Origin of the sequence: Paenibacillus sp. FSL R7-0345 (genome assembly GCF_038595055.1) — a bacterium.
GTDB lineage: Bacteria > Bacillota > Bacilli > Paenibacillales > Paenibacillaceae > Paenibacillus_AQ.
This window is the reverse complement of record NZ_CP152002.1, coordinates 3,132,663-3,152,548: the sequence shown is the minus strand read 5'-3', so window position 1 is coordinate 3,152,548 and position 19,886 is coordinate 3,132,663. Positions and strand designations below refer to the sequence as shown.

General features: G+C 50.4%; 24 protein-coding genes. 5 read left to right on the top strand and 19 right to left on the bottom strand.

Annotated features, from left to right (window positions below; genetic code table 11):
- Positions 1-417 precede the first annotated feature (417 nt).
- The 10 genes from NST84_RS13390 to NST84_RS13345 all read right to left on the bottom strand — a co-directional run bounded on the left by NST84_RS13390 (position 418) and on the right by NST84_RS13345 (position 7,114).
- The gene (locus tag NST84_RS13390) at positions 418-1,098 is read right to left on the bottom strand and encodes a hypothetical protein (protein WP_342566038.1); all 681 of its coding nucleotides are present in this window, start codon (positions 1,096-1,098) and stop codon (positions 418-420) included.
- A gap of 92 nt (positions 1,099-1,190) precedes the next feature.
- Positions 1,191-1,577: a LytTR family transcriptional regulator DNA-binding domain-containing protein gene (locus NST84_RS13385; RefSeq protein WP_342566426.1), complete on the bottom strand. Its 387-nt coding sequence runs from the start codon at positions 1,575-1,577 to the stop codon at positions 1,191-1,193.
- A 147-nt stretch (positions 1,578-1,724) separates the two neighbouring features.
- Complete coding sequence (locus NST84_RS13380; protein WP_342566037.1) at positions 1,725-2,255, bottom strand: accessory gene regulator B family protein; 531 nt, start codon at positions 2,253-2,255, stop codon at positions 1,725-1,727.
- Between the two features lie 4 nt (positions 2,256-2,259).
- Complete coding sequence (locus NST84_RS13375) at positions 2,260-2,862, bottom strand: hypothetical protein (RefSeq protein WP_342566036.1); 603 nt, start codon at positions 2,860-2,862, stop codon at positions 2,260-2,262.
- Between the two features lie 174 nt (positions 2,863-3,036).
- Positions 3,037-4,746 (bottom strand): alpha/beta fold hydrolase, encoded by a 1,710-nt coding sequence (locus NST84_RS13370; protein WP_342566035.1) that lies wholly within the window; start codon positions 4,744-4,746, stop codon positions 3,037-3,039.
- Positions 4,747-4,939: 193 nt separating this feature from the next.
- Positions 4,940-5,074: a sporulation protein YjcZ gene (locus tag NST84_RS13365; protein ID WP_197071804.1), complete on the bottom strand. Its 135-nt coding sequence runs from the start codon at positions 5,072-5,074 to the stop codon at positions 4,940-4,942.
- A gap of 149 nt (positions 5,075-5,223) precedes the next feature.
- Positions 5,224-5,646: a hypothetical protein gene (locus tag NST84_RS13360; protein ID WP_342566034.1), complete on the bottom strand. Its 423-nt coding sequence runs from the start codon at positions 5,644-5,646 to the stop codon at positions 5,224-5,226.
- 119 nt (positions 5,647-5,765) lie between these two features.
- Positions 5,766-6,047: a holin gene (locus NST84_RS13355; RefSeq protein ID WP_342566033.1), complete on the bottom strand. Its 282-nt coding sequence runs from the start codon at positions 6,045-6,047 to the stop codon at positions 5,766-5,768.
- Positions 6,048-6,052: 5 nt separating this feature from the next.
- Positions 6,053-6,850 (bottom strand): glycoside hydrolase family 73 protein, encoded by a 798-nt coding sequence (locus tag NST84_RS13350; RefSeq protein WP_342566032.1) that lies wholly within the window; start codon positions 6,848-6,850, stop codon positions 6,053-6,055.
- Positions 6,851-7,012: 162 nt separating this feature from the next.
- On the bottom strand, positions 7,013-7,114 hold the full coding sequence (locus NST84_RS13345) for a YjcZ family sporulation protein (RefSeq protein ID WP_342566031.1): 102 nt from the start codon (positions 7,112-7,114) through the stop codon (positions 7,013-7,015).
- A 183-nt stretch (positions 7,115-7,297) separates the two neighbouring features.
- Here NST84_RS13345 and NST84_RS13340 point away from each other — a divergent pair, with 183 nt between their 5' ends.
- A complete protein-coding gene (locus tag NST84_RS13340; protein WP_342566030.1) occupies positions 7,298-7,423 on the top strand; it encodes a hypothetical protein in 126 nt (41 codons plus the stop codon).
- 104 nt (positions 7,424-7,527) lie between these two features.
- On the opposite strand, the gene NST84_RS13335 is transcribed toward NST84_RS13340, so the two are convergent.
- Both NST84_RS13335 and NST84_RS13330 read right to left on the bottom strand, forming a co-directional pair.
- A complete protein-coding gene (locus NST84_RS13335; RefSeq protein WP_342566029.1) occupies positions 7,528-9,159 on the bottom strand; it encodes a diguanylate cyclase in 1,632 nt (543 codons plus the stop codon).
- A gap of 207 nt (positions 9,160-9,366) precedes the next feature.
- The gene (locus NST84_RS13330) at positions 9,367-9,972 is read right to left on the bottom strand and encodes a pentapeptide repeat-containing protein (protein ID WP_342566028.1); all 606 of its coding nucleotides are present in this window, start codon (positions 9,970-9,972) and stop codon (positions 9,367-9,369) included.
- A gap of 167 nt (positions 9,973-10,139) precedes the next feature.
- Here NST84_RS13330 and NST84_RS13325 point away from each other — a divergent pair, with 167 nt between their 5' ends.
- Positions 10,140-10,475 carry a PilZ domain-containing protein gene (locus tag NST84_RS13325; protein ID WP_342566027.1) on the top strand — a complete coding sequence of 112 codons (336 nt, stop codon included), beginning with the start codon at positions 10,140-10,142 and terminating at the stop codon, positions 10,473-10,475.
- A gap of 81 nt (positions 10,476-10,556) precedes the next feature.
- Here the strand turns inward: NST84_RS13325 and NST84_RS13320 are convergent, their stop codons facing one another.
- From NST84_RS13320 to NST84_RS13300, 5 genes are read right to left on the bottom strand one after another with little or no spacing between them, the layout of a single operon-like run.
- Positions 10,557-11,288 (bottom strand): hypothetical protein, encoded by a 732-nt coding sequence (locus NST84_RS13320; protein WP_342566026.1) that lies wholly within the window; start codon positions 11,286-11,288, stop codon positions 10,557-10,559.
- Complete coding sequence (locus tag NST84_RS13315; RefSeq protein ID WP_342566025.1) at positions 11,282-11,983, bottom strand: ABC transporter ATP-binding protein; 702 nt, start codon at positions 11,981-11,983, stop codon at positions 11,282-11,284. The genes NST84_RS13320 and NST84_RS13315 overlap by 7 nt, the downstream gene beginning before the upstream one ends.
- A gap of 2 nt (positions 11,984-11,985) precedes the next feature.
- The gene (locus NST84_RS13310) at positions 11,986-12,366 is read right to left on the bottom strand and encodes a GntR family transcriptional regulator (protein WP_068725831.1); all 381 of its coding nucleotides are present in this window, start codon (positions 12,364-12,366) and stop codon (positions 11,986-11,988) included.
- Entirely contained in the window at positions 12,366-13,115 is a 750-nt protein-coding gene (locus NST84_RS13305; protein WP_342566024.1) for an ABC transporter permease, read from the bottom strand. Before NST84_RS13305 ends, NST84_RS13310 begins: the two co-directional genes overlap by 1 nt.
- The gene (locus NST84_RS13300) at positions 13,108-14,079 is read right to left on the bottom strand and encodes an ABC transporter ATP-binding protein (protein WP_342566023.1); all 972 of its coding nucleotides are present in this window, start codon (positions 14,077-14,079) and stop codon (positions 13,108-13,110) included. The genes NST84_RS13305 and NST84_RS13300 overlap by 8 nt, the downstream gene beginning before the upstream one ends.
- A 244-nt stretch (positions 14,080-14,323) precedes the next feature.
- Between NST84_RS13300 and NST84_RS13295 the strand changes: the two genes are divergently transcribed.
- Both NST84_RS13295 and NST84_RS13290 read left to right on the top strand, forming a co-directional pair.
- Positions 14,324-14,695: a hypothetical protein gene (locus NST84_RS13295; protein WP_342566022.1), complete on the top strand. Its 372-nt coding sequence runs from the start codon at positions 14,324-14,326 to the stop codon at positions 14,693-14,695.
- Between the two features lie 88 nt (positions 14,696-14,783).
- Entirely contained in the window at positions 14,784-16,154 is a 1,371-nt protein-coding gene (locus NST84_RS13290; protein WP_342566021.1) for a deoxyribodipyrimidine photo-lyase, read from the top strand.
- A gap of 700 nt (positions 16,155-16,854) precedes the next feature.
- On the opposite strand, the gene NST84_RS13285 is transcribed toward NST84_RS13290, so the two are convergent.
- Positions 16,855-17,892, bottom strand: a complete 1,038-nt coding sequence (locus NST84_RS13285) for a phosphotransferase (protein ID WP_342566425.1) — start codon at positions 17,890-17,892, stop codon at positions 16,855-16,857.
- A gap of 156 nt (positions 17,893-18,048) precedes the next feature.
- Here NST84_RS13285 and NST84_RS13280 point away from each other — a divergent pair, with 156 nt between their 5' ends.
- Entirely contained in the window at positions 18,049-18,942 is an 894-nt protein-coding gene (locus tag NST84_RS13280) for a sulfurtransferase (RefSeq protein ID WP_342566020.1), read from the top strand.
- 148 nt (positions 18,943-19,090) lie between these two features.
- On the opposite strand, the gene NST84_RS13275 is transcribed toward NST84_RS13280, so the two are convergent.
- Positions 19,091-19,753 carry a hypothetical protein gene (locus tag NST84_RS13275; protein ID WP_342566019.1) on the bottom strand — a complete coding sequence of 221 codons (663 nt, stop codon included), beginning with the start codon at positions 19,751-19,753 and terminating at the stop codon, positions 19,091-19,093.
- Positions 19,754-19,886 lie beyond the last annotated feature (133 nt).

Here is a 19,886-nt window from a genome sequence, read left to right as displayed (position 1 = left end):
CAATTGTCCTGTTAAATAAAAAGTTTGTCTACCGGTGTCATTTTAAAGTGCAGCAGAAAATGTTTCAGAAAGGATGTATAGAACCGTTCATTCCCGGACATCATGTAATTATCGACATCACAAAATGTCGTAGACAACCGCGGAGCAGGCTTACGTTTCCCCATAAGCTCTTCGTCCGGTTTCTCCTCTCCCATGAAAGAGACCCTAGAAATAGGGTCTCGATTTTTTTGTGTGTAAAGCCTTATGTATCAGGCATCCCCAAGATTCACTAACCTTCTTAGTTCCAGTTAAATCCACATCAGGTGGCATTCGGGTGGCAATTCCAGACTCGCAGCTTATCAACAAGACAGAAAAAGGCCACCCGTTAACGGGCAGCCTGCACACCATTGTTCATGTCTTTATCAATATGCGTACAATCTATTTATAATAAGAAGTAGTCAAAGGAATAAACATCGAAGCGCCGTCTTTAACCTGGCCCGTTACGTAGATCTCACTCACTCCGGCAATGTTGGCCTCAATGGTAACAAGCCCCTGCTCGGCTGTAATGGTCTGTTTCTTCAGCACAGTATCTGTATCACTGTCCTGAATGGTGAAGTCTTTAATGTCGCCGCCGATGGCAGCCACCTGGATATATAGCTTCTGGTATTTTTTATCCGGATATAACATGAAGGAGCTGCCGCGTGAGCCGCTGCCGTTATCGAAATGAACATCCTTATAGTCTTTGCCCAAGTAGACCGTTTTATCAGGATCTTTAGTGTGATAGCCAGAGTCAAAGCCGGCAGCAATCGATACTCCCTCAGTCTGTTCGCCTAAAGAAATAGTGTTGGAGACCGCATCAAAGCTAACCGTTACCCCCAGCAGATCAGAGATCGATCTGACCGGCAGATAGGTCGTATTGTTGTAGGATATTGGAGCTATCACCGCGCCGCTGCTGTTTTTCAGCTGGACAGGCTGACCATCCACTTTAAATTTGATACCCGGATTCAGGAATGCCTTAATCTCCTGCAGGTTAGCACCGGCTACAACTCCCGCTCCCATCCCGCCAAGAACTGCAAAAGCGGTAAACGCAGCTGTCATTTTCTTTTTCACCTTGTTCATTTCCCTCCATGTATTTCAAATTTTAACTGCTAACATGGAGTATATAGGCTCATCCCGCCGCATGCAATATTTTCCTTTCAATAAAAAAAGAACTACCAAAGCGGCAGCTCAATAAATGTTATATTCGGATGCGAGAGTTTGACATCCTTAACGACCAGCTTATAGCCTTTTTCGGACAGAAAACACTTTTGTTCTACGCCCTTGCGGTTTTCGCCGAAATAGGCAACGTGGAAGGTTTTGTCCAGCTGAACGATATTTTTGACATTAATCAGGGTGTTGCGGTCTGCCAGAACAAAATTATAGCCCGAGCTCTTCAGGGTGGTTACCCAGTATTTCAGAGTTCCTACTGTATAAAATACTTCATCCTTCGTATGGAGAACGATTCTGTACAGACTGCGTTCAAACTCCATGTAAGTGATTTCCGAGATTTCGAGGGCGGACAATCCAGAGTTCCCCTTGGCGTCACGGGTTACAGACATACTGCTCAATAAAACCAGCTCCAATACTATTTCAGTAGTTCTTCCGGAATCTCCGGCTGGTGGATGTAAAGTATACTCGGTACAGCATCTGCTACAAAAGCAGCGACGGCAAACAGGACTGACGCCAGCTTATACACGGCTATGTGCTTAAATGTTCTGATGATTTCCGCTCCCCTTTCTCCAAGCAAGTACCAAACTTATTGACTGGGCTGCAAAAGCAGCCGCAATAACAGGAGAAGCAATAAAGAAATTCATAGTTACGAGCACAGCCGCGATTATTTTGAGCTTGGGCCAGTGCTGTCTTGGTATTTTCGTCTGCTTATCGATGCCGGCGGGGGCAAGCAGCAGGACGAGCAGCAGGCTTAGACCGTTCATAAGCTGGACGCCTGCCGGCCCGGCCTGCACATAAGATAAAATAGTGAACATGACTGTTGTAACAATCACACAGGCCATGCCGGACTTCAAATGTACACCGCCGGAAACCTGCCGCAGCAGAGCGAACGAAATCAGAATCAGGCCAGCCTCCGCGGTGTTGCCTGTAACCAGCGAAACCAGCAATGTACAGCTTATGACCAGCATAATATTAAAGATTACTGCAAGGGCAAACCTGAGAACTGCATACGAAGCCGGATGTTCGGGGACCATCAGTTTGATTCTGGCCGCAGCCCATCCTGCCATTCGTTCAAGCATCCTCTTGCTCCTTCTTAGTGGAATAGTACAATAGCAGCACTGACATCCCTATAAAGAACACAATGTTAAATAGAAGATTATTATAAAAAAGCACTACAGAAATGGCCAGCAGAAAAACAATGATCAGCCCCGTGAGCACAATATCCTCCAGCTTGAATCTGAGCTTGTCCAGATCAAACGTGAAGCCCTTGCCTTTACGGTACAGGTACCAGAAGCTGGCTACAGCTGCCGCTGCGGTAGCGGTCTGCAGCAGATAACCGTTAGCAATATGCGCATTCACCGTCTCAAGCGATCCGAACAGAATAAAGACCAGCGCTGTCTGAACCGCCGCAAAAATGACATATCCCGATATCGTGGCAATCACCGCCAGCACAACCGGCATCCGCACAACGGCAGCAAACAGCAGAATGAACACGATAACGGTAATAAGCGGCGAGAGATTGTCCAGGTTCAGCTCATTGCGCAGCAAATAGCTCTGAAGATTATTAAGCAGAATGATGACCATGGCTGGCCACACATACTCTTTCCATTTAAAACGGAACAGACACATAATTAAGTAGTACAAGGATAAACCTTCAATTGTTGAAAAAAACATAAATCCGGCAACTTCCCACAACAACACATACACCGCCCGGCTCATTTATCATCATAAAAAAGATCAATTCTATAATATAACTATAGTCCTATATCCGTATAGATGAGAAATGTGAAAAATTTTAAACATCTGTTTTTCCCATCGTCCTCCTTCTTAATTAAAGCCTTCTGTAAACTAGTTCTGTCCGCTGATCCATTCTCCTATGTCTGAAATAACCTGCTCATCCACACTCCCCGGCACTTTATATTCTTCGATTGTTCCGGCGCCTTCCCCGTCATAATTGACAAAAAAGTGATTCAGTCCCGGATACAGCTTAAACGCTGCCGCCGGATTATTCTTCAGTACTTCTTTCCACTGCACAAAATCCTTATCCGCATATACCTGAAAATCGTCTGCACCCTGCAGCACGAGCACCGGCTTGGTCAGCTTCCCGGCAAGCGCTGCTGCATCATGCTGCTCCATATCCAGCAAATAATTCGCCGGCATTCCGAATACCGGCTGTGCCAGCTTTGCCTGCTCTGTGGTCATAGAAGCCAAGGCCTCAGCCTTAAGAAGCTCGGCGTCAACAAGAGCCTTATTCTGGGCTTTGCGCGGATCACTGTCATCCATAGCCTGTACAATAGCCATGTTCTGGTCATAGGAGATTTCCCACAGCTTGCGCGGTGATCCGGCCAACAGAATGAGTCCGGCGAAATCACCGCCTCCGGCATCGATCCGCGGGGCCAGCATGCCGCCGAGGCTATGCCCGGCCAAATATACCTGCCCGTGATCCAAACGCGCATCCCGCTTCAGCAGCTTCGCCGCCAGTACGGCATCGTCCACAGTCTCTTCCTTTACTGTCAGGCTGGCCGACGCCCCGCCTGCATATTGCTGGCCATAAGTGTAGGTCCGTTTGTCATACCGCAAGACTGCAATCCCCTGCTGGGCAAGTCCCCAGGCGAGATCGCGGAAAATTTTGTAACCAAATGCCGTTTCATCCTGGTCCGATGAGCCGGAGCCGTGCACCAGCACAACCGAAGGCAGCAGGCCTGACGCATGCTCCGGTAATGTCAGCGTGCCTTTTAATGGATATGCCGTACCTTCGCCTACAATCGTTTCCTCTTCAATAAGTCCCGCCGGAAGCTCTTTGTCATCGGCCGCCGCAACAGGTGCGAACAATAACCCGGCTAAGCGGCCGGAGCTGTCGACTCTAAGCGTCATCATCAAGCTGCTTTGGGCAAATACTGCAGGTGCTTGAATAACGGTGTAACCGTCAACCGGGACCGCTGCTACAGAGTCCAGCCGGACAAAATTGCCATAGGTTCCAACCAGCGTCTCCCAGACGGACTGCATTTTCAATACCGGTAGACCCTGCTGAACTTCTTTACTGAATACCTGCTGCCACAATTCCATATATTTTCCTCCACTGAGCAGTCCTGTAATATTCTCAGCATACTTTTGCGGAGTAGTGACTGCAGCTTGGGCAGAATCTGCATTATAAGCCGTAATAAGGCCGAGTACCTGGAAAAACTGTACCGGCACATAAATACGATTGTTTTTCAAAACCGGCTGACCGGAAATATCCTGTCCCTTCACTCCTCCATCCACATAAACAGTACTCTCATCCAGTTGAATTACATAATTGTGGTTTTTGTCCTTCAGCTCCAGACGGTTCTCTGCTTTTATGTAGTTTACACCGTAGCCTAAAGCTTCCCCTACCGGACGCACCGGCACCATAATCTCAGAGCCGCGCAAGAAGGTACTTACGTCTTCAGGAAGACTTAGCGGCTTATTATTAAGAATAAGTCCTGTGTAGTTATTAGCACCGTATGCCGGCGCAGGCATCCCCCCTCCTCCAAGCATTAGCAGACCGCAAACCGATAGCATTACAGCTTTTTTTCTCATCATAAACATCTCCTTGTTCTAATTTCTAATTAATACGTTTACAATACAGGTTAAGTTCAGCCAATTTACCAAGTAAGTATAAAAACACCATTCCTCAATCCACTTTTATCCAGTGTAAGCAATCGTTCCTGATTTCTGCAATAAAAAAAGGCATGCTCCCGGCTTAGCCGGAAACACGCCTGGGAGGACCCCCTTAGATGAAGCAGGCACTCAAGATAATAACAAGCAGGATATAAAGAACCAGAATCGCACCAGTAGAAGTCCAAGGACCTACAGGACCTACATTAGCGCCGCCAACATTACCACCGTATCCGCAATCTGCACCCATGAGATAACCTCCTTCAAGATAATGACTACAGAATAGAATATGTATCAGGGTTCTATTCAGATTGGGCAAAACGGACTTTTTTAGGCTGAGCAGTAAATCTGCACCTTGCCGCACTTAATATAAGGCATGACAAGGTGCAGGAGCTGCATTTAGTCAGAAACCAGTATACCATCAAAGCTTTCCGGACCTACACGGACCGTTCCCAGCAGATTGGAGGATACAAAAGCAGTATAAGTCAGCTGAGGGGTAACCGGCGGATTAAAGTCGGCAGCAGAGAATGTGATAACCTGCGGAGCCAGCAGACTCAAGTTGAACGTTGAGGTGGCGGAGTAGACAACTGGATCAGTCGCCAGCGTTCCCCGGACAATCCGGATGGTGATTCCGACCAGCGCCAGCGGCAGCTGAACAGAGACGGTACCTTTCAACAGCACGCGCGGATTGGTCGTAACCCCTTCGCTTAACAGGCCAATCTGACCGAACAGCTGCGGCGTATTAATGACCAGAATCGGAATGGCAATCGAGTTCGCCGTACTGGCATTCTGAGAGGTTCTCGCATCAAGATAAGTTCCCACAAAAAGCACCTCCTTTCTGTAACGCATAGTTCATCATATTAGCTGCAGCCGGCGATTGCTTGGTCATATGACCAACAAGTAAAAGAATAACTTCACAGCAGATTAGTTCCCTGCATATGCTATTTGTCCTTTGTGTACCCGTCCCGTCTATTAAAAGCGAGCTCAAACAGTCCGGTAGCCGATAGACCGGCCAGTCCCCCAGCCCATAAACGGAGCACGAGCGTCATATCTGTGAAGGGGTATGAGACAGCACCGACAAGGAGCCCGATTACCAGGCCCACCGCCGGCACAAGCTGCTTGGGCAGATTGACACTGTTCTTCACCAGCTGGACAAGCGCCATAACAAACACAGCCAGCACAGAGGCGAAGGCCAGCACATTGTTAAGCGCCTCGTTAACCATCGTATTCACCTCCCGGTCACCAGCAGGCCCGCCCTGTGAAGCACGGTCAGTAGCCGGTAAAAGTCATAGCTTCCGCCCGTCGGTGTATCCAGCAGCCCAGCAGCAACTGCCGCATTCACTGCCGGTTCCGCCCATGCCGGAACATTCATAACCGCACGGCCTTCAATGACGGTTAGCCGGTCTGTAACATTTTTGATCGCCTGGCCCTGCTCCTGCACTCCGGTCTTTAGGGTATCCCTGCTTACCGTAAGACCAGCCAGCAGTACACGCAGGTCCTTTAGCTCCGTTTCCAGATTCGCAAGCTTCTGTCTGTCTTCCGCCGACATCTCATCATCCTCCTTGATTTCGTCATATTGGTACAGATTATAGGTGTCCATGATCTGAATCAGCTTTGCCGTATAGTTCGGGTCAGTGGCGTAGCCTGCCGCAGCGATTTCCCGGGCGGCCGTCTGCCCGTCCACTCCGATCACCCTGCTGTACAGGTTGCGGTTCCACGAGACACCCCCGACAATAAGCGCGGAATGATCTGCTACGGATTCGCCCCAGTCATTATAAGCGCGGAAAGCGGCTGTTACCTGTACCGGTTTGCCGTTTAAATATTCCGTTGTGCGGACAGCAATGCTTCCTGCCGGTCCGCTGCCTTTGATCCCGAACAGGTTATTTGCCTTTACCGTTAACCCGCTGTTCCCCCAGCCGGACTCAAGTGCAGCCTGGGCAATTGTGAGTGAAGCGGCAATGTGGCTGCGCTGCATGTCGGCTACCGCGTAGGGAACAATCCGTGCGATAAATTCGGCATTGGTCATGCCCTCACATCCTTTCCCTATATTAAATGCACCACCGCCGGAAAGGCTTGTGCTTATCCCTAAAGACCCGGTCAGCGGCCATCTTTCTTTAGCTGCAGCACAAAAAACGCCGGAGCTTATGCCCGCGGCGTTCCATATGCAAATCATGGTCGCTGACCGTTACTAAAATGTACGTGTAATAATCACAAGTAATATAAACAGTACCAGAATTGTCGTTGCTGAGGTTGCCCAGCCTCCGTACCCTGCTCCTGCGGCTTCGCTCATCAGAATTCCTCCTTCAAGTTAGCTTACAGCATAGCATATGCCAAACGCCCGAATCCTTACTGGGTATTTGACCCGCCTGTAGACCGTTCGCTTAAATTAATTTTAACTTAATAGTCCTTGTTAAAATATAAATTCAGGCGTAATATATAGTAAAAATTAACTATTAGGAGGTTATAATGGACTATGCCTTCATATTATTTTAAAGAGGTGTGGACACCTCTCAAATGGATCGGGATCAAGTTTTTTCATGACGACGAGGAGAAGCTCTGGATTAAATGGTGGTCTAACCCGCGTAAAAAGCTGCGCTAATCACAATACATACTCTTTCACACACATAAAAGCTCTTTTGAAACTGCAAAGCGTCCGGAACGCTGCAGGCCAAAAGAGCTTTCTTTTGTTTAAGGAGCAGACGTTCAGCCCGCTGCCTCAAAGGTAATCCGGTTCTTGCCGCTGCGCTTGGAAATATAGAGCGCCTCATCCGCCAGCCGCATCGTTTCGGCAGGCTCTCCCGCTTCCGGCGACCATACCGCAGCACCAACACTGCAGCCGACGTGAAGACTGCCGCCGCCGATCAGGAAAGGCAGATTAATCTTGTTGATAATCCGTGTAGCCACAATCTCGGCCTCATACATCGGCTTGCCTGCCGAGGTATGCAGTATGACTACGAACTCATCTCCCCCGAGCCGGGCAACAATCTCATGATCCCGGGTGGATTCCAGCAGTCTTCCCGCAACCTGCTGCAGCAGCACATCGCCTGTTGCATGACCGTATGTATCATTTACCTTCTTGAAACCATCCAGATCAAGATACAGAATGCTGAGTGTGGTCTGGTTCTGTCTGGCCTTGCTGACCGCATGAGCCATAAATTCATCCAGTGCCGTACGGTTGGGCAGTCCGGTCAATGAATCATGCATGGCCTTATCAGACATATAGCTCAGCTTCTTCTCCGTCTTGGTCAGGTTATCCACCAGATTCTGCAAAGATGCCGAGAGAAGTGCTACGTCTTTAATTCTTCCTGAGGTTGGAATGTCCAGACATGCTCCCGAGCTGAGCTGATCTGCTGTCCGGGAAATCGCATTCAGCGGCCGGGACACCCATCCGGCCAGGAACCAGCCGAGAATCCCAAAGATTACAGCCGCAGCCAGTCCGCTCAGAATGATAAAACGTTCAAACTGATGAACGGGCGCAAAGGCAATATCCGCCGGCTGGCGGATGATGACCGTCCAGCCGAGCCCGGGATAGTTCAGATAGCCGTCACCGTAGGCATATCCGGTCAGATAATCGCCCTTGCCGTCTGCACGCTCTATCATCCAGGAATTTTGACCTTCTCTTGCTTTATGCAGCACCTGATCCGGCAGCCGGCTACCGACAAGATTGTCCGGTCCAAGCAGCACAGTGTCATCGTTGCGGCTGACCACCAGCACCTCAACACCGTTCATCCGTTCTTTCAGCGGTGTAACAATCGACTTCTCTACCTCTCTCGACCATTCCCAGCTGAGATGCGCTGCCAGAATCCCTGTAGTCTGCCCCTGTTGGTTATAAACTGGCACGCTGACATCAACAAACTGCAACTCTTCACCGCCGGGATTCGGCAGCAGCTTGGACAGCAGCACGGCATCGTGGACATCCCCAATGAACAGCCCCTTGATTCCTTCCTGGAAAACAGGCCGCTGGCTGATATTCTGGCCTGCCAAAATATTGTCCGTGGACGACAGCACAGTACCGTCCGTATCCAGGAACCCTACCCAGGTAAACACCGGCAGGCTGCTCTTCAGCTGGTTAAGCAGGCCGCTGATTTCCGCCTTGTCATATGGCTCCTGAAACGCATTGAGCCTGCTGAGTACTTGAACCTCACCCGAGCGCGACCACATGAAATGATCCAGCTTCTCGGCCATCTGATAAGCTTCCTCGGCCAGTGAGCCGCCGATGCTCCGTTCCACTGATTTCGTTGATTCACTGCCGATAATCCAGATCAGCAGGCCTGTAAGCAAAATAATAATTACAGCGAAGGCGCCTGAAAAAAACGTCCGCAGGTTAAACGACATACACATGTCCCCTTGTCGAAATGAGTCGATAATTATATATCGGATAGAACCCGAATGATAATAAGCATGCTGTTATGTACTTTTCTTGATTAAGCCGGCAGGTTGGATCAAAATGTTTGATCTTGTCCAATTTGCACATCCGCACAAAAAAGCAGCTCCGCCTCTTCATTCAAAAGAGCGGGGCTGCTGCCCTATTCTGTTAATCCCTCAGCCTACCTTGGCTCCCAGTGAGCGGGCAAGCAGAACAGCCTGTTCTACGTCAATCCTCACGTTCTTCAGGTCAAGACTCTTCAGATCGATGCCCTCCAGCTTCGCATCCCGCAGATCGGCTCCCGCCAGCTTGCACTGGCTCAGCCGCACACGGCTCAGATCAGCACCGCGCAGGTCGCTCTTCTGCAGATCGCAGCCCAGCAGATCCGCCTCTGTAAACTTGATACCGCGCAGATCCTGCCTCGCCAGGTTAACGTGCCGCAGGTTCGTGTACGACCAGTCCCCGCCGTCCAGCGTAATCCCGTCCATCGAGGCATTGGCAAAATCAGAGCCTACCATTTTGCAGTCCATAAATTTGGCGACAAACAGGTTGGCTCCCGTAAACTTGCAGTTCGTGAACGCTGCTCCCCTATGCAGTGATGCATTAAGCTGAGCCCCGGAAAAATCACAGTCTATGAACCGGCACCCGCTGGAGGTCATCTCTTCCATCGATGCGCCCCGAAACGAGCACCGTTCGAAGGTACAGCCGGTCAGCTCCCCGTCCTGCAGAGAAGCATAGTCAAATTTCTGCTCGAGAAAGCTTTTATTCTCATACTGATACAAGCCCTGCACGCCCCTTTTATTCCCCGCTGAAATAAATATTAAAAATTAACTTTTAAAATGGCACTATAGTAGATTGTTCTCATCCTGCCATTCCGATATAATAGCAAAAAAACAGGCGGAGGTAAATGATGGACGACTCCAGCAGAAAAGAACTATTCCGATATGTAATGAACCAGCCGATCGAATGCTGGCTTGAAGTTCCGGCTGGTAACACCGGGCCGGGAGCCGGTAAATTAACCGAGGGGGTGCTGCTTGATCTCAGCCGCTCGGGCTGCAAGGTGCGCACTTCACTGAACCTCCGCTTTACCTCAGGCGACACCAAGCTGATTATCCATTTCCGGCTGGCCGAACAGAATCTGCAGTTTGAAGGCAGTGTGCGCTGGGGCTGGATGTTCGGCATTGGGCAATTCCAATACGGAATCAGACTTGAGCTTAACGAACAGGAAGACAGTCAGCTGGCACGTGAACTGGAGCTGTGGACTAATGCGCGCACGGCTCTATGAAATCCCCTGTTTACTATGTTTTTCACAATCGAAAAGAAGCAGAGCTGACAGCAGCTCTGCTTCTTTAATTGCAATCTCTGTTTAGATTTCTGTTCTTTTCTTGATCAGCACGGTCATCGTGTAAACCAGTAATACAGCAACTACAACTTCAAAGACGAGTGCCCACAGGTTTGAGCCTACGTATACCAGCTCCAGGCTGCCAGGGAGCTCCGACGCTTTAACAACTTCAAACCGGAAAGCATTATCAATGCCGATGAAATAGTTGTTAAACAGCAGCTTTTCCAGGTAAGCCACTCCATTTTCTAATATAAAGAGAACAGCAAGGGTGATCCATACTTTCCCCTTTAACGGAATACTTCTTGCCAAAGTGGAGGCGAACATTACCATCAGCAGAATAAAGCCGGCAGACCAGGTGCACTGCAATGCGCTGCGTGCCGCCACCGGCCAGAAGTTCGCAGGTATGAAATCAGCCGAATAGACCAGCACGTACAGTCCGAGATGAATCAGTCCGGTAACCAGCAGACACAGCAGGAGCAGCCAGTACAGCAGCAGCGGCGAGAGCACTGTATAGATTGTTTTAACAGGAATCAGCCTGCGCTGATAGGATTTCAGGTTCCGGTTGTAGCTGAAGGCAGCAAAGAACAGGAAGATGATTCCCAATATAAAATAAATGATTAAATGGATGGAGACGGTCTCTTCAATTGTTGTCCCCGAGGAAACCCAGACCCCGATTTGAAACAATACCATAATAACAAACGCCGCAAGAATCCGGTCACGGCCGCGCCGGAAATCATAAGCAATCAGCTTCAGCATTCCGCATACACCTCTCTGAACAGCTCATCAATGCTCTTGCCGCGCTGCAGCCGCAGCTCCTCAACATCACTATGCAAGACCATTTTCCCTTCTTTAATAAAGATTACCTCATCAAAAATCCGTTCAATATCCGATACCAGATGGGTAGAGATCAGAATGGTACTGTCCTCCTCATAAAACTCCATCAGGGCATTGAGAATTTTCGTACGCGCCACCGGATCTACGCCGCCGATCGGCTCATCCAGCATATACAGCCTGGCTCTGCGGGACAGGGCCAGTGTAAGCTGCAGGCGCTCGTTCATCCCTTTGGACAGGGAGGATACTTTGCTGTGCTCACTGAGCTTCATGAAGTCCAGCATGCGGCGGGCTTTTTCCGGATCAAAATCAGGGTAGAAGTCCAGCATAAATCTCAGCGCATCGCCCACCTTCATCCAGTTCTCTGTCAGCGGCCGGTCCGGCATGAAGGATACCAGTGCCTTGCTCTCTTCCCCGACGGGTGTGCCCAGCACGGAAATGCTGCCGGCGGACGGCTGCGCAAGCCCTGATATCAGCTTCATCAGCGTGGTTTTTCCGCTTCCGTTGCTGCCGAGCAGTCCGGCGATCTTTCCGGCGCCCAGTTCAAAAGAAATATTATGCAGCACCTGTCTGGAGCCGTATGCTTTGGATACCTGCTGAACCTTAAGTATGCTGTCCACCCTTACATCCCCCTGCTTTCTTTTGCCGCGATATTGTCAGCCACAGCCTTTACGATCTCTTCACTCTGGAAGCCAAGCTCCTGCATGCCGCGGACGAACCGCTCCAGAATGTCCTGGGCCATCTCCCGTTTAATCTTCATAATGGTCTCTTCCCTCCCCGTTACATATCTGCCCATGCCGCGCCGCGTCTCCACAATCTCTTCACGCTCCAGTTCCTGAAAGGTTCTTTGCACAGTGTTCGGATTAATCTGCAGCTCTGCAGCAAGCTCGCGTACGGAGGGGATTTTGTCACCGGGCTTCAGCTTGCCTGTGATGATCTCGCCTTTGAGATAGTTCATAATCTGTAAGTAAATCGGCTGGTTGTTGTCAAATTCGATTGTCATCAAGCAACGTCCCTTCGTCTGAATACCAGAAAGCCCGCCAGCAGGAATACCGCCATATAAACCGCCAGCATTAGAACCGAGAAGCCGGGCGTCATGCCGGGCACCGGGGGCTGCTGACCGCTTCCGTACACGGACAAATCAAGGTTGGGGAACAGAAAGTACTTATAGAAACTGCGGTAAATTACGATTTTGTCCATCGTTAACAAGAACATCGGCAGACCGATGGCTACACCTGTCGAATGGGTCAGCACACCCAGCATAAAGGCTAAAGTTACATATACAAAAGAATATATGCAGCCATACAGCAGAGCCAGCAGTATATCCGCTACTCCGGTCTCCCCGCCTCCTGTGTTAAACCAGATCATTCCGCTAAGAAAAATCGCCGCTGCTGCCACTGCAGTCAGACTCAGGACATAGAGCAAAACGGTCACATACTTGGATGCCAGGATGGCTGTACGGCTGCGGGCGCGGATCAGCAGAAATTTGATCGTTCCCCGGCTATGCTCCTTGGCGACTATCCCCGCCGTTCCGATGATGGAGAGAATCGTCATCACCTGGCCCATTCCGGTCGGCAACAGCATTTCCCGCGTGAAACCAGCTGCTGAAGCAATAGAGTCAGGCGATACGGAATGAATAATGTAGCCCAGCACCTGCGGGAAGATCAGAAGAATCAGATAAGGTACAACAAAGGAGCGTTTCTTGGCCATCTTCACCCATTCATTTACGACCAGCAGATTAAATTTACGCAATCCGGTTCCCTCCAGTCCATTTCAGGAAATCATCTTCCAGGCTTTGTTTGTGCTCGGTAATCCGGTATACGCCAACCTTCGCCGCACTGAACGAGGCAACAAGCTCCGGAACGTTATGGTCATGCAGGCTAATCATCAGTTCGGAATGCAGTTCATCCGTGCCGGTCAGCCGCACACCCTTCATCGTCTGAATCACCGCTGCCGCTGCTTCCAGATTATCCACCCTAACGGTCAGTGAGACCTCATGCTCTGTATCCGCTTGTGCTCCGAGCCGGGTTACTCTAACCAGTTCTCCGTTCTGGATGACGACCGCCTGGTGGCAGATCTGTTCGATTTCGCCCAGCATATGGCTGGAGATCAGAATGGATATGCCCTCCACCTCGGCGATCTTCCGCATATACTCGCGCATTTCGCGGATACCTGCCGGATCAAGGCCGTTGGTAGGCTCATCCAGAATAAGCAGCTTGGGCGAGTGCAGCAGGGCCTGGGCAATGCCCAGCCGCTGGCGCATGCCGAGCGAGTACGCTTTTACCTTTTTATCCATCGCATTCTGCAGTCCGACCAGTTCTACCACCTCGGAGATCCGTGTTTCGGTAATCCCGTCACTCATCCGCACATACTGCTTCAGATTATCAAGCCCGGTCATATGGGCATAAAATTCCGGATTCTCGATAATTGCCCCGATGTTAGCGATAGCCCGCTGGAAATCATCGCGGATGCTGTGCCCGTGGACCAGCACGTCACCTTCTGTCATCCTGATCAGTCCGGTCATCAGGCGGATTGTTGTTGTTTTGCCGGCACCGTTAGGCCCGAGCAGCCCGACAATCTCCCCCTTACGTATTTCAAAAGACAGCTGGTTGACGATCGCCTTCCCTTTGATCCTTTTGGTAACCTTCTTCATCTGCAGCACCGGCAGATCGCCTGCCGGTGCAGAGTGATCTTTATTCGCTGAAGTCCGCTCCATTTCCGTTGTCCCTCCCGTTGTTTTTTCTGCAAGCTGTTCATGTGTTTGTGTGTTAGTTAAATAGTACACTAAGATAATGGTGAAGTAAAGCCTGATTTTTTTGCGGTTGAGTCCAGCCGTAGTTGCTGCCATTTTCAGCCTAACTGCCTAATGTATTGACCGCTAGTCTATCAACCACACCAAAACCTTGACAGTACATAGAATAGAATTGCATCACAAGTTGACAACCCTAGGAGGAATGACAATGAAACCAAATGTTCATGTATCCCAGACTTACCCCCGCCTGAGAGTTTATGAGGAAGAAAATTACCGGGGCCGCAGAAGAACCTACACCGGTAACCTGGGTATCCGCAATACAGATAACATCCTTGATGGGATTGAAAGCCTGCGTTTCTTCTCTACCAGCAGCAATGCAACCCTGGTCCTGTTCAGCAGAACACGGTTTAGAGGCAGCTTCCTCGTCCTCCGCGGTAATCGCAATATCCGTGACCTGGATGACTATATCCGCGGTAATGATGTAGAATCAATTATCTCTACCAATCAGCGGCTCACACTGGCACAAGTTCGTGAAATCCGCAGAACCGGCGAACTTCCCTCCGGCTACCGGCTGATCTAAGATGATTTAGCGCCGGGACAGTTCATTGGCCTGAACACAGTTTAATAATGAGTATTACTTTTTTCGTATGTGAAAGGAAGCTGCCTATATGATTCTATTCATCCACCGCAAGGATCTGCGGACCTATGATCTGCCGGCGTTTGATCTCATTCAAGCGGCCGGGGACCGTTCGCTGCATGTACTGATCCTTGAGCCTTTTCTTCTGCGCAACGGACGCCATCTTGAACACAGCGGCATCAACTTCCTGACACATGTAGCCCGATTACAGGAGGAGTATGCGCGGGAAGGCAAGCTGCTTCACCTTCTCTACGGCGAGCCTGACGTAATTGTGGGCAAGCTGGCTCAGCTGCACCCGATTGAACTGGTATTAACCCATACTGACTACACTCCTTATGCGCTAAAAAGAGACAGTCTGCTAAGTAATACCGCAGCAGGCCTTGGCATCCGTTTCCTGTCCTGCCAGGACAGCATGCTCTGTGACCGGAATGATTTCATGCAGTGGAGCGGCCGGAATGAACCGTTCAAGGTATTTACTCCCTTTTACCGGCGCTGGCGTACTTTCCTGGGTGAGCGCTTCCGCCCTCCTTATACGGCCCGTTTGCAGCAGCTGGACACAGCCGCATTAGATCCCGGGACGATGTCAGAGTTCAGTCTTCCTGAAGAAATCGTCCGGCAGCTCTCGCACCTTACCCTTTCGGCGCGCAGCATGAGCCCGGATCTTATGCTCGAAGATTTCTTCGAGACAGAGCTGCAGGGCTACCAGCTGTCACGCGACAAATACGCCCAGCAGGGAACCAGCATGATCAGCCGCCATCTGAATACCGGAGCTATATCTGTACGGACGTTGTACAGCCGGCTGACGGCGGACGGCAGGAGCGGGGAGGACTGGCTGCGGCAGCTGGGCTGGAGAGATTTTTACCTGTATCAGGCCCAGCTGGACCCGGACTTCTTCAGCTATGAAAAGGTGTATGACCTGTCAGCGCTAAGCACGGAGCACTTTACAGCCTGGTCCGGCGGCAATACCGGTATACCGGTCATTGATGCCGCCATGCGCCAGCTGAATGAAACCGGCTGGATGCCGAACCGGCTGCGGATGATCACCGCCATGTTCCTGACCAAAAACCTGGGCTGCCCGTTTATTTACGGTGAACGCTACTTCCGGCTGAAGCTGAAGGATTACGACAATGTACTGAACCGCGGCGGCTGGCTGTGGAGCTCATCGCTTGGATACGACGCCTCCCCGTACTTCAGAGTAATGAATCCGGTCACGCAATCGCAGACCCATGATCCGTCCGGCAGCTATATCCGCACCTGGCTGCCGGAGCTGTCCAAGCTCTCCGACAAAGAGATCCATCTGCCCCGCCCGGAAGCCATCGTTGATCTCAAGCGCTCCCGGGCGCTGGCAATCGAAACCTATAAAGAAATATTGAGAGGCAAGCCTGCTCCTACTGGCGTGTAAACAAAACAGCTGCAGCATAGATACCCTGAAGATGTTGCCAGGGGATCTTCACTGCAGCTGTATTTGTTGAACGGGAGCGTCTGTAGCCTAAATTAAGTAGCGATTTCGCACCTAATCATCAGAAAAGATGAGATTGTATGAAACTAGGTAGCAAAAATCCAACTAAAAGTTGAAAGGTCTCCCACGCTCCAGCGTAATCTTATTAAATCCACGCCGAGGAAGCTCTGACCTCATTTTCGGCGGAAACCGGATCATTAAGTGTCATTTACCCAACCAGATTTCTCAAACCGTCAGTTTACCCGGATTTAGTTGACTTATTTACACTTAGCTCGCTCAACTATCTCCTGTAGAATTTGTCCATTCAGAAGCTGATCCGCATAGCTGTACTTTATACAACTAAAATGAGCTTTTTTAGTCGTATAGCCAGTTTAGCTGCACTCTGTGCAGTTAAAATCCTCGAAAAGGATCTTTTTGAGCAAAAGTGGAAGATTTAGTTGCACAAAATACATTTATATCGTGCAGATGCAGCTTTTCACGGGTTTTAGATGTACAGAGTGCAGTTATTCTCTTGCCAGTTATAAAGATTACTTCGTTACGCCTGGTGAACACTCATTTCTCGGCGTAGCGGGCCGTAACAGCATTTTAACAGCATCATACGATCCCCTCGCTCGCGTTCTTTCGAATGCCTCCCGCCTCCGCACTAACCTCTATTAGCGCGATCCTGCTCTTCCCGCAAAATCCTCACCATGTCCGCCGTTCCTGCCGACAGCTGGATGAGGTCCGCGGACAGCAGTCTCGTCTGCTCATGCAGCACACTCCCTTCGTCCGTCCCTTCCATGTACCGGGTGGCAAAATGCAGAAACACATCGATTTTACGCAGCAGCATCAAGGTTGGAAGAGCGGCAAGCTCGTCATCGGTTAGCCTAACGCTGCGGCTGAAGCCCCGGCAGAAGTCACGGACAGCCCGCTGCTGCTCCGGATGTCCCAGCAGACCCGACAGAATTACCGCAGGGTCCATCGCCCGCAGATCATAGGTGCAGAATTCAAAATCAAGCAGCGCCGCTACCCGGCTATGATCATCCTTATCAACCAGCAGATTAGACGCGTTCAGATCACCGTGTACCAGCTGATGCGGCAGCGTTTCCAGTTTTTTTAGCGAATCTGCAATGTCTATGTAGGCCTGATATAGTCTGTTAAGCTCCTCACTCAGCTCTGCCAGCGGCTCCGGCGGATTCAAGCACAGCTCCCGGACCGTCTCATCTGTACACAACGGATAAGCCTGACGGAGCTCATAATAAGGACGATATACCGGCTGCGGACCCGGAGTTATTTCAGCCAATACGGAAGACAGCAGTCCTGCCGCCACACCGAATGACTCATAATAACCGGTATCCTCATCCCCGGGTGAATCTCCTTCAATATATCTGAACAGGCAGGCAAACTTGCCGTCCCTTTCCCCAAGCTGCACCAGTGTGTCTCCATTAACGGTTTGAACAGGCAGCGGTGTGGCAAAAGGTAATGGCAGCTTGTCCAGTTCCAGCAGGACGGCATGCTCAAATTCGATTTTTTCACGGTCTCGGTGTGTATCATAAATACGCAGGATGGCTCTCCGGCTGCTTCCGCTCACAATATAGGTCGTATTATTCCAGCCCCCGCTGCGCTTCTCCAGGTTTCCGCCCCACTCCGGCCAGGTCTGGTTAACTATAGTTTCCGTAAGCTTACGCCCCTTTCTCAACATTCTCTTCAAAAGTCTATCAGTTCAAAAGCAATACTATTATTGTCAACCGCATGTGTCAAACAAAGTGAACATTCTATCTCCGTGTATGTATGCGCCTCTGTATTTTTTCCGTTATAATAATCCAATACATATCACACTGCAAAGGATGGGATTACAATGGAAGCGACTGTTACAAAACGCTGGCTGCTGGCCAGACTTTATGATCCGGAGCAGACGATCGTGGACTGCCGGTTTACCCTTGGCAAGCCGCAGGCTGGACGGGAGAGCTATGAGCAGGAGCATATTCCGGGGGCGGTCTATCTCGATCTGGAGCTCGACTTGTCCAGTCCGGTCAGTGAACACGGCGGACGCCATCCGCTGCCTGACCCGCAGGTGCTCGCAGCCCGGCTCTCCAGGCTGGGAATCAGCAACGATACACGCATTGTTGCCTATGACGACGAAAGCGGCATGAACGCGGCCCGCCTCTGGTGGCTGCTGCGCTACCTCGGGCACGAGCAGGTCTTCATTCTGGAAGACAGCTTCAGCACCTGGAAAGCGGAAAAATATCCGGTGACGGATCATCAGCCTATCCGTGTACCGAGTACCTTCACTGCAAATGTGCAGCCGCAGATGCTGGCAGGAGTGGATGAGGTCCGAAAGGTATCTGAGCAGACGGCTGCAGCTAAGGCTGAAACGGCAGAAGCTGATTTCACAGTGCCCCTCTCCGCTCTGCCAATCCTGATCGACTCGCGGGCGAATGACCGCTACCAGGGACAGAACGAGACTATGGATAAGAAAGCCGGCCATATCCCCGGTGCGCTCAATTACTTCTGGAAAGGTTCGCAGAATGCTGACGGCAGCTACAAGAACGCCGAAGAACTGCAGGGACATTTTGCCGGATTGGACAAGGACCGCGAGATCATCGTCTACTGCGGCTCCGGCGTAACCGCCTGCCCGAATGTGCTGGCGCTGGAGAAGGCTGGGTACAAGAATGTTCGTCTGTATGCAGGCAGCTGGAGCGACTGGATTTCGTATGGGGATAATCTCATTGCTACCGGTTTAGAAGCATAAATGAATGCAACTAGGCCCAGTCACATAGTTTCTCTGATCCATATAGTTAGTACAGAAGGGTCTATCCGTTATATAACTGATTTGACCCTTCTTTTAGTTAATGACATCCGGATATTCAGCTTGAACTAACTGGCAGGCATGATGATGATCAATCTTCTTTCAGCTTTTGCAACACATACACTGCATACCAGAGCGACGCAATTAATATCAGCTCAAAAACATTCGTTAGGGCTGCACTCTCCACTGGTATCGGTATCATGCTGCCGGCAAGCATAAGTGCTGTTCCCAGGAAGAGAACAGAAGTTATCTTCCGCTTCCAGAGGATAATTCCGGCGGCAAACAGCGGAATCATAATCAGTAAGACCATGATTGGCGGCCCGGACGCTTCATTCGCAGGCACATAACGCAACGCGCCGTATTCAAGCATGGGCTTAAGCTGCAGGGAAAAGGTGTGCGTTGTCAGCTCCAATACAATAAGACCGGCCGTAAAGAGCCAGGCTATGACTTTCATAATGGTTGTTGAAGCCCATGTACTGCCTGCCCAACGGATCAGATCGAAGCTGGCCATTACAAGCAGCGGCGTGCAAAAGGCATGCAGCCAATATCTCGCCGTATTTAAGGATTCCAGCAGCCCGCCTTCGCCGATGGTTGTGCCCGCGGCCATAACTCCATTATCCCAGATCAGTGCGGCTGTCACTGCAAGCAGGGCATAATAGCCCAGCCTCGCTTTGCCCCGGGGATACATCAATATTCCCCATACAGCCAGCCCTGCATAAAACATTGTAATCACTAGATAAATCCACGTATCCATTCACAGTTACTCCTCTCTTGCGGTGATGTCCGGAAAAATGTGCTTACAGAGTCGACCGATATAGACCCACATCATGTACTTATGTACCCGTAACAATGTAATCTAACACAGGCGGGTTAAAGCAGTGCTCCCT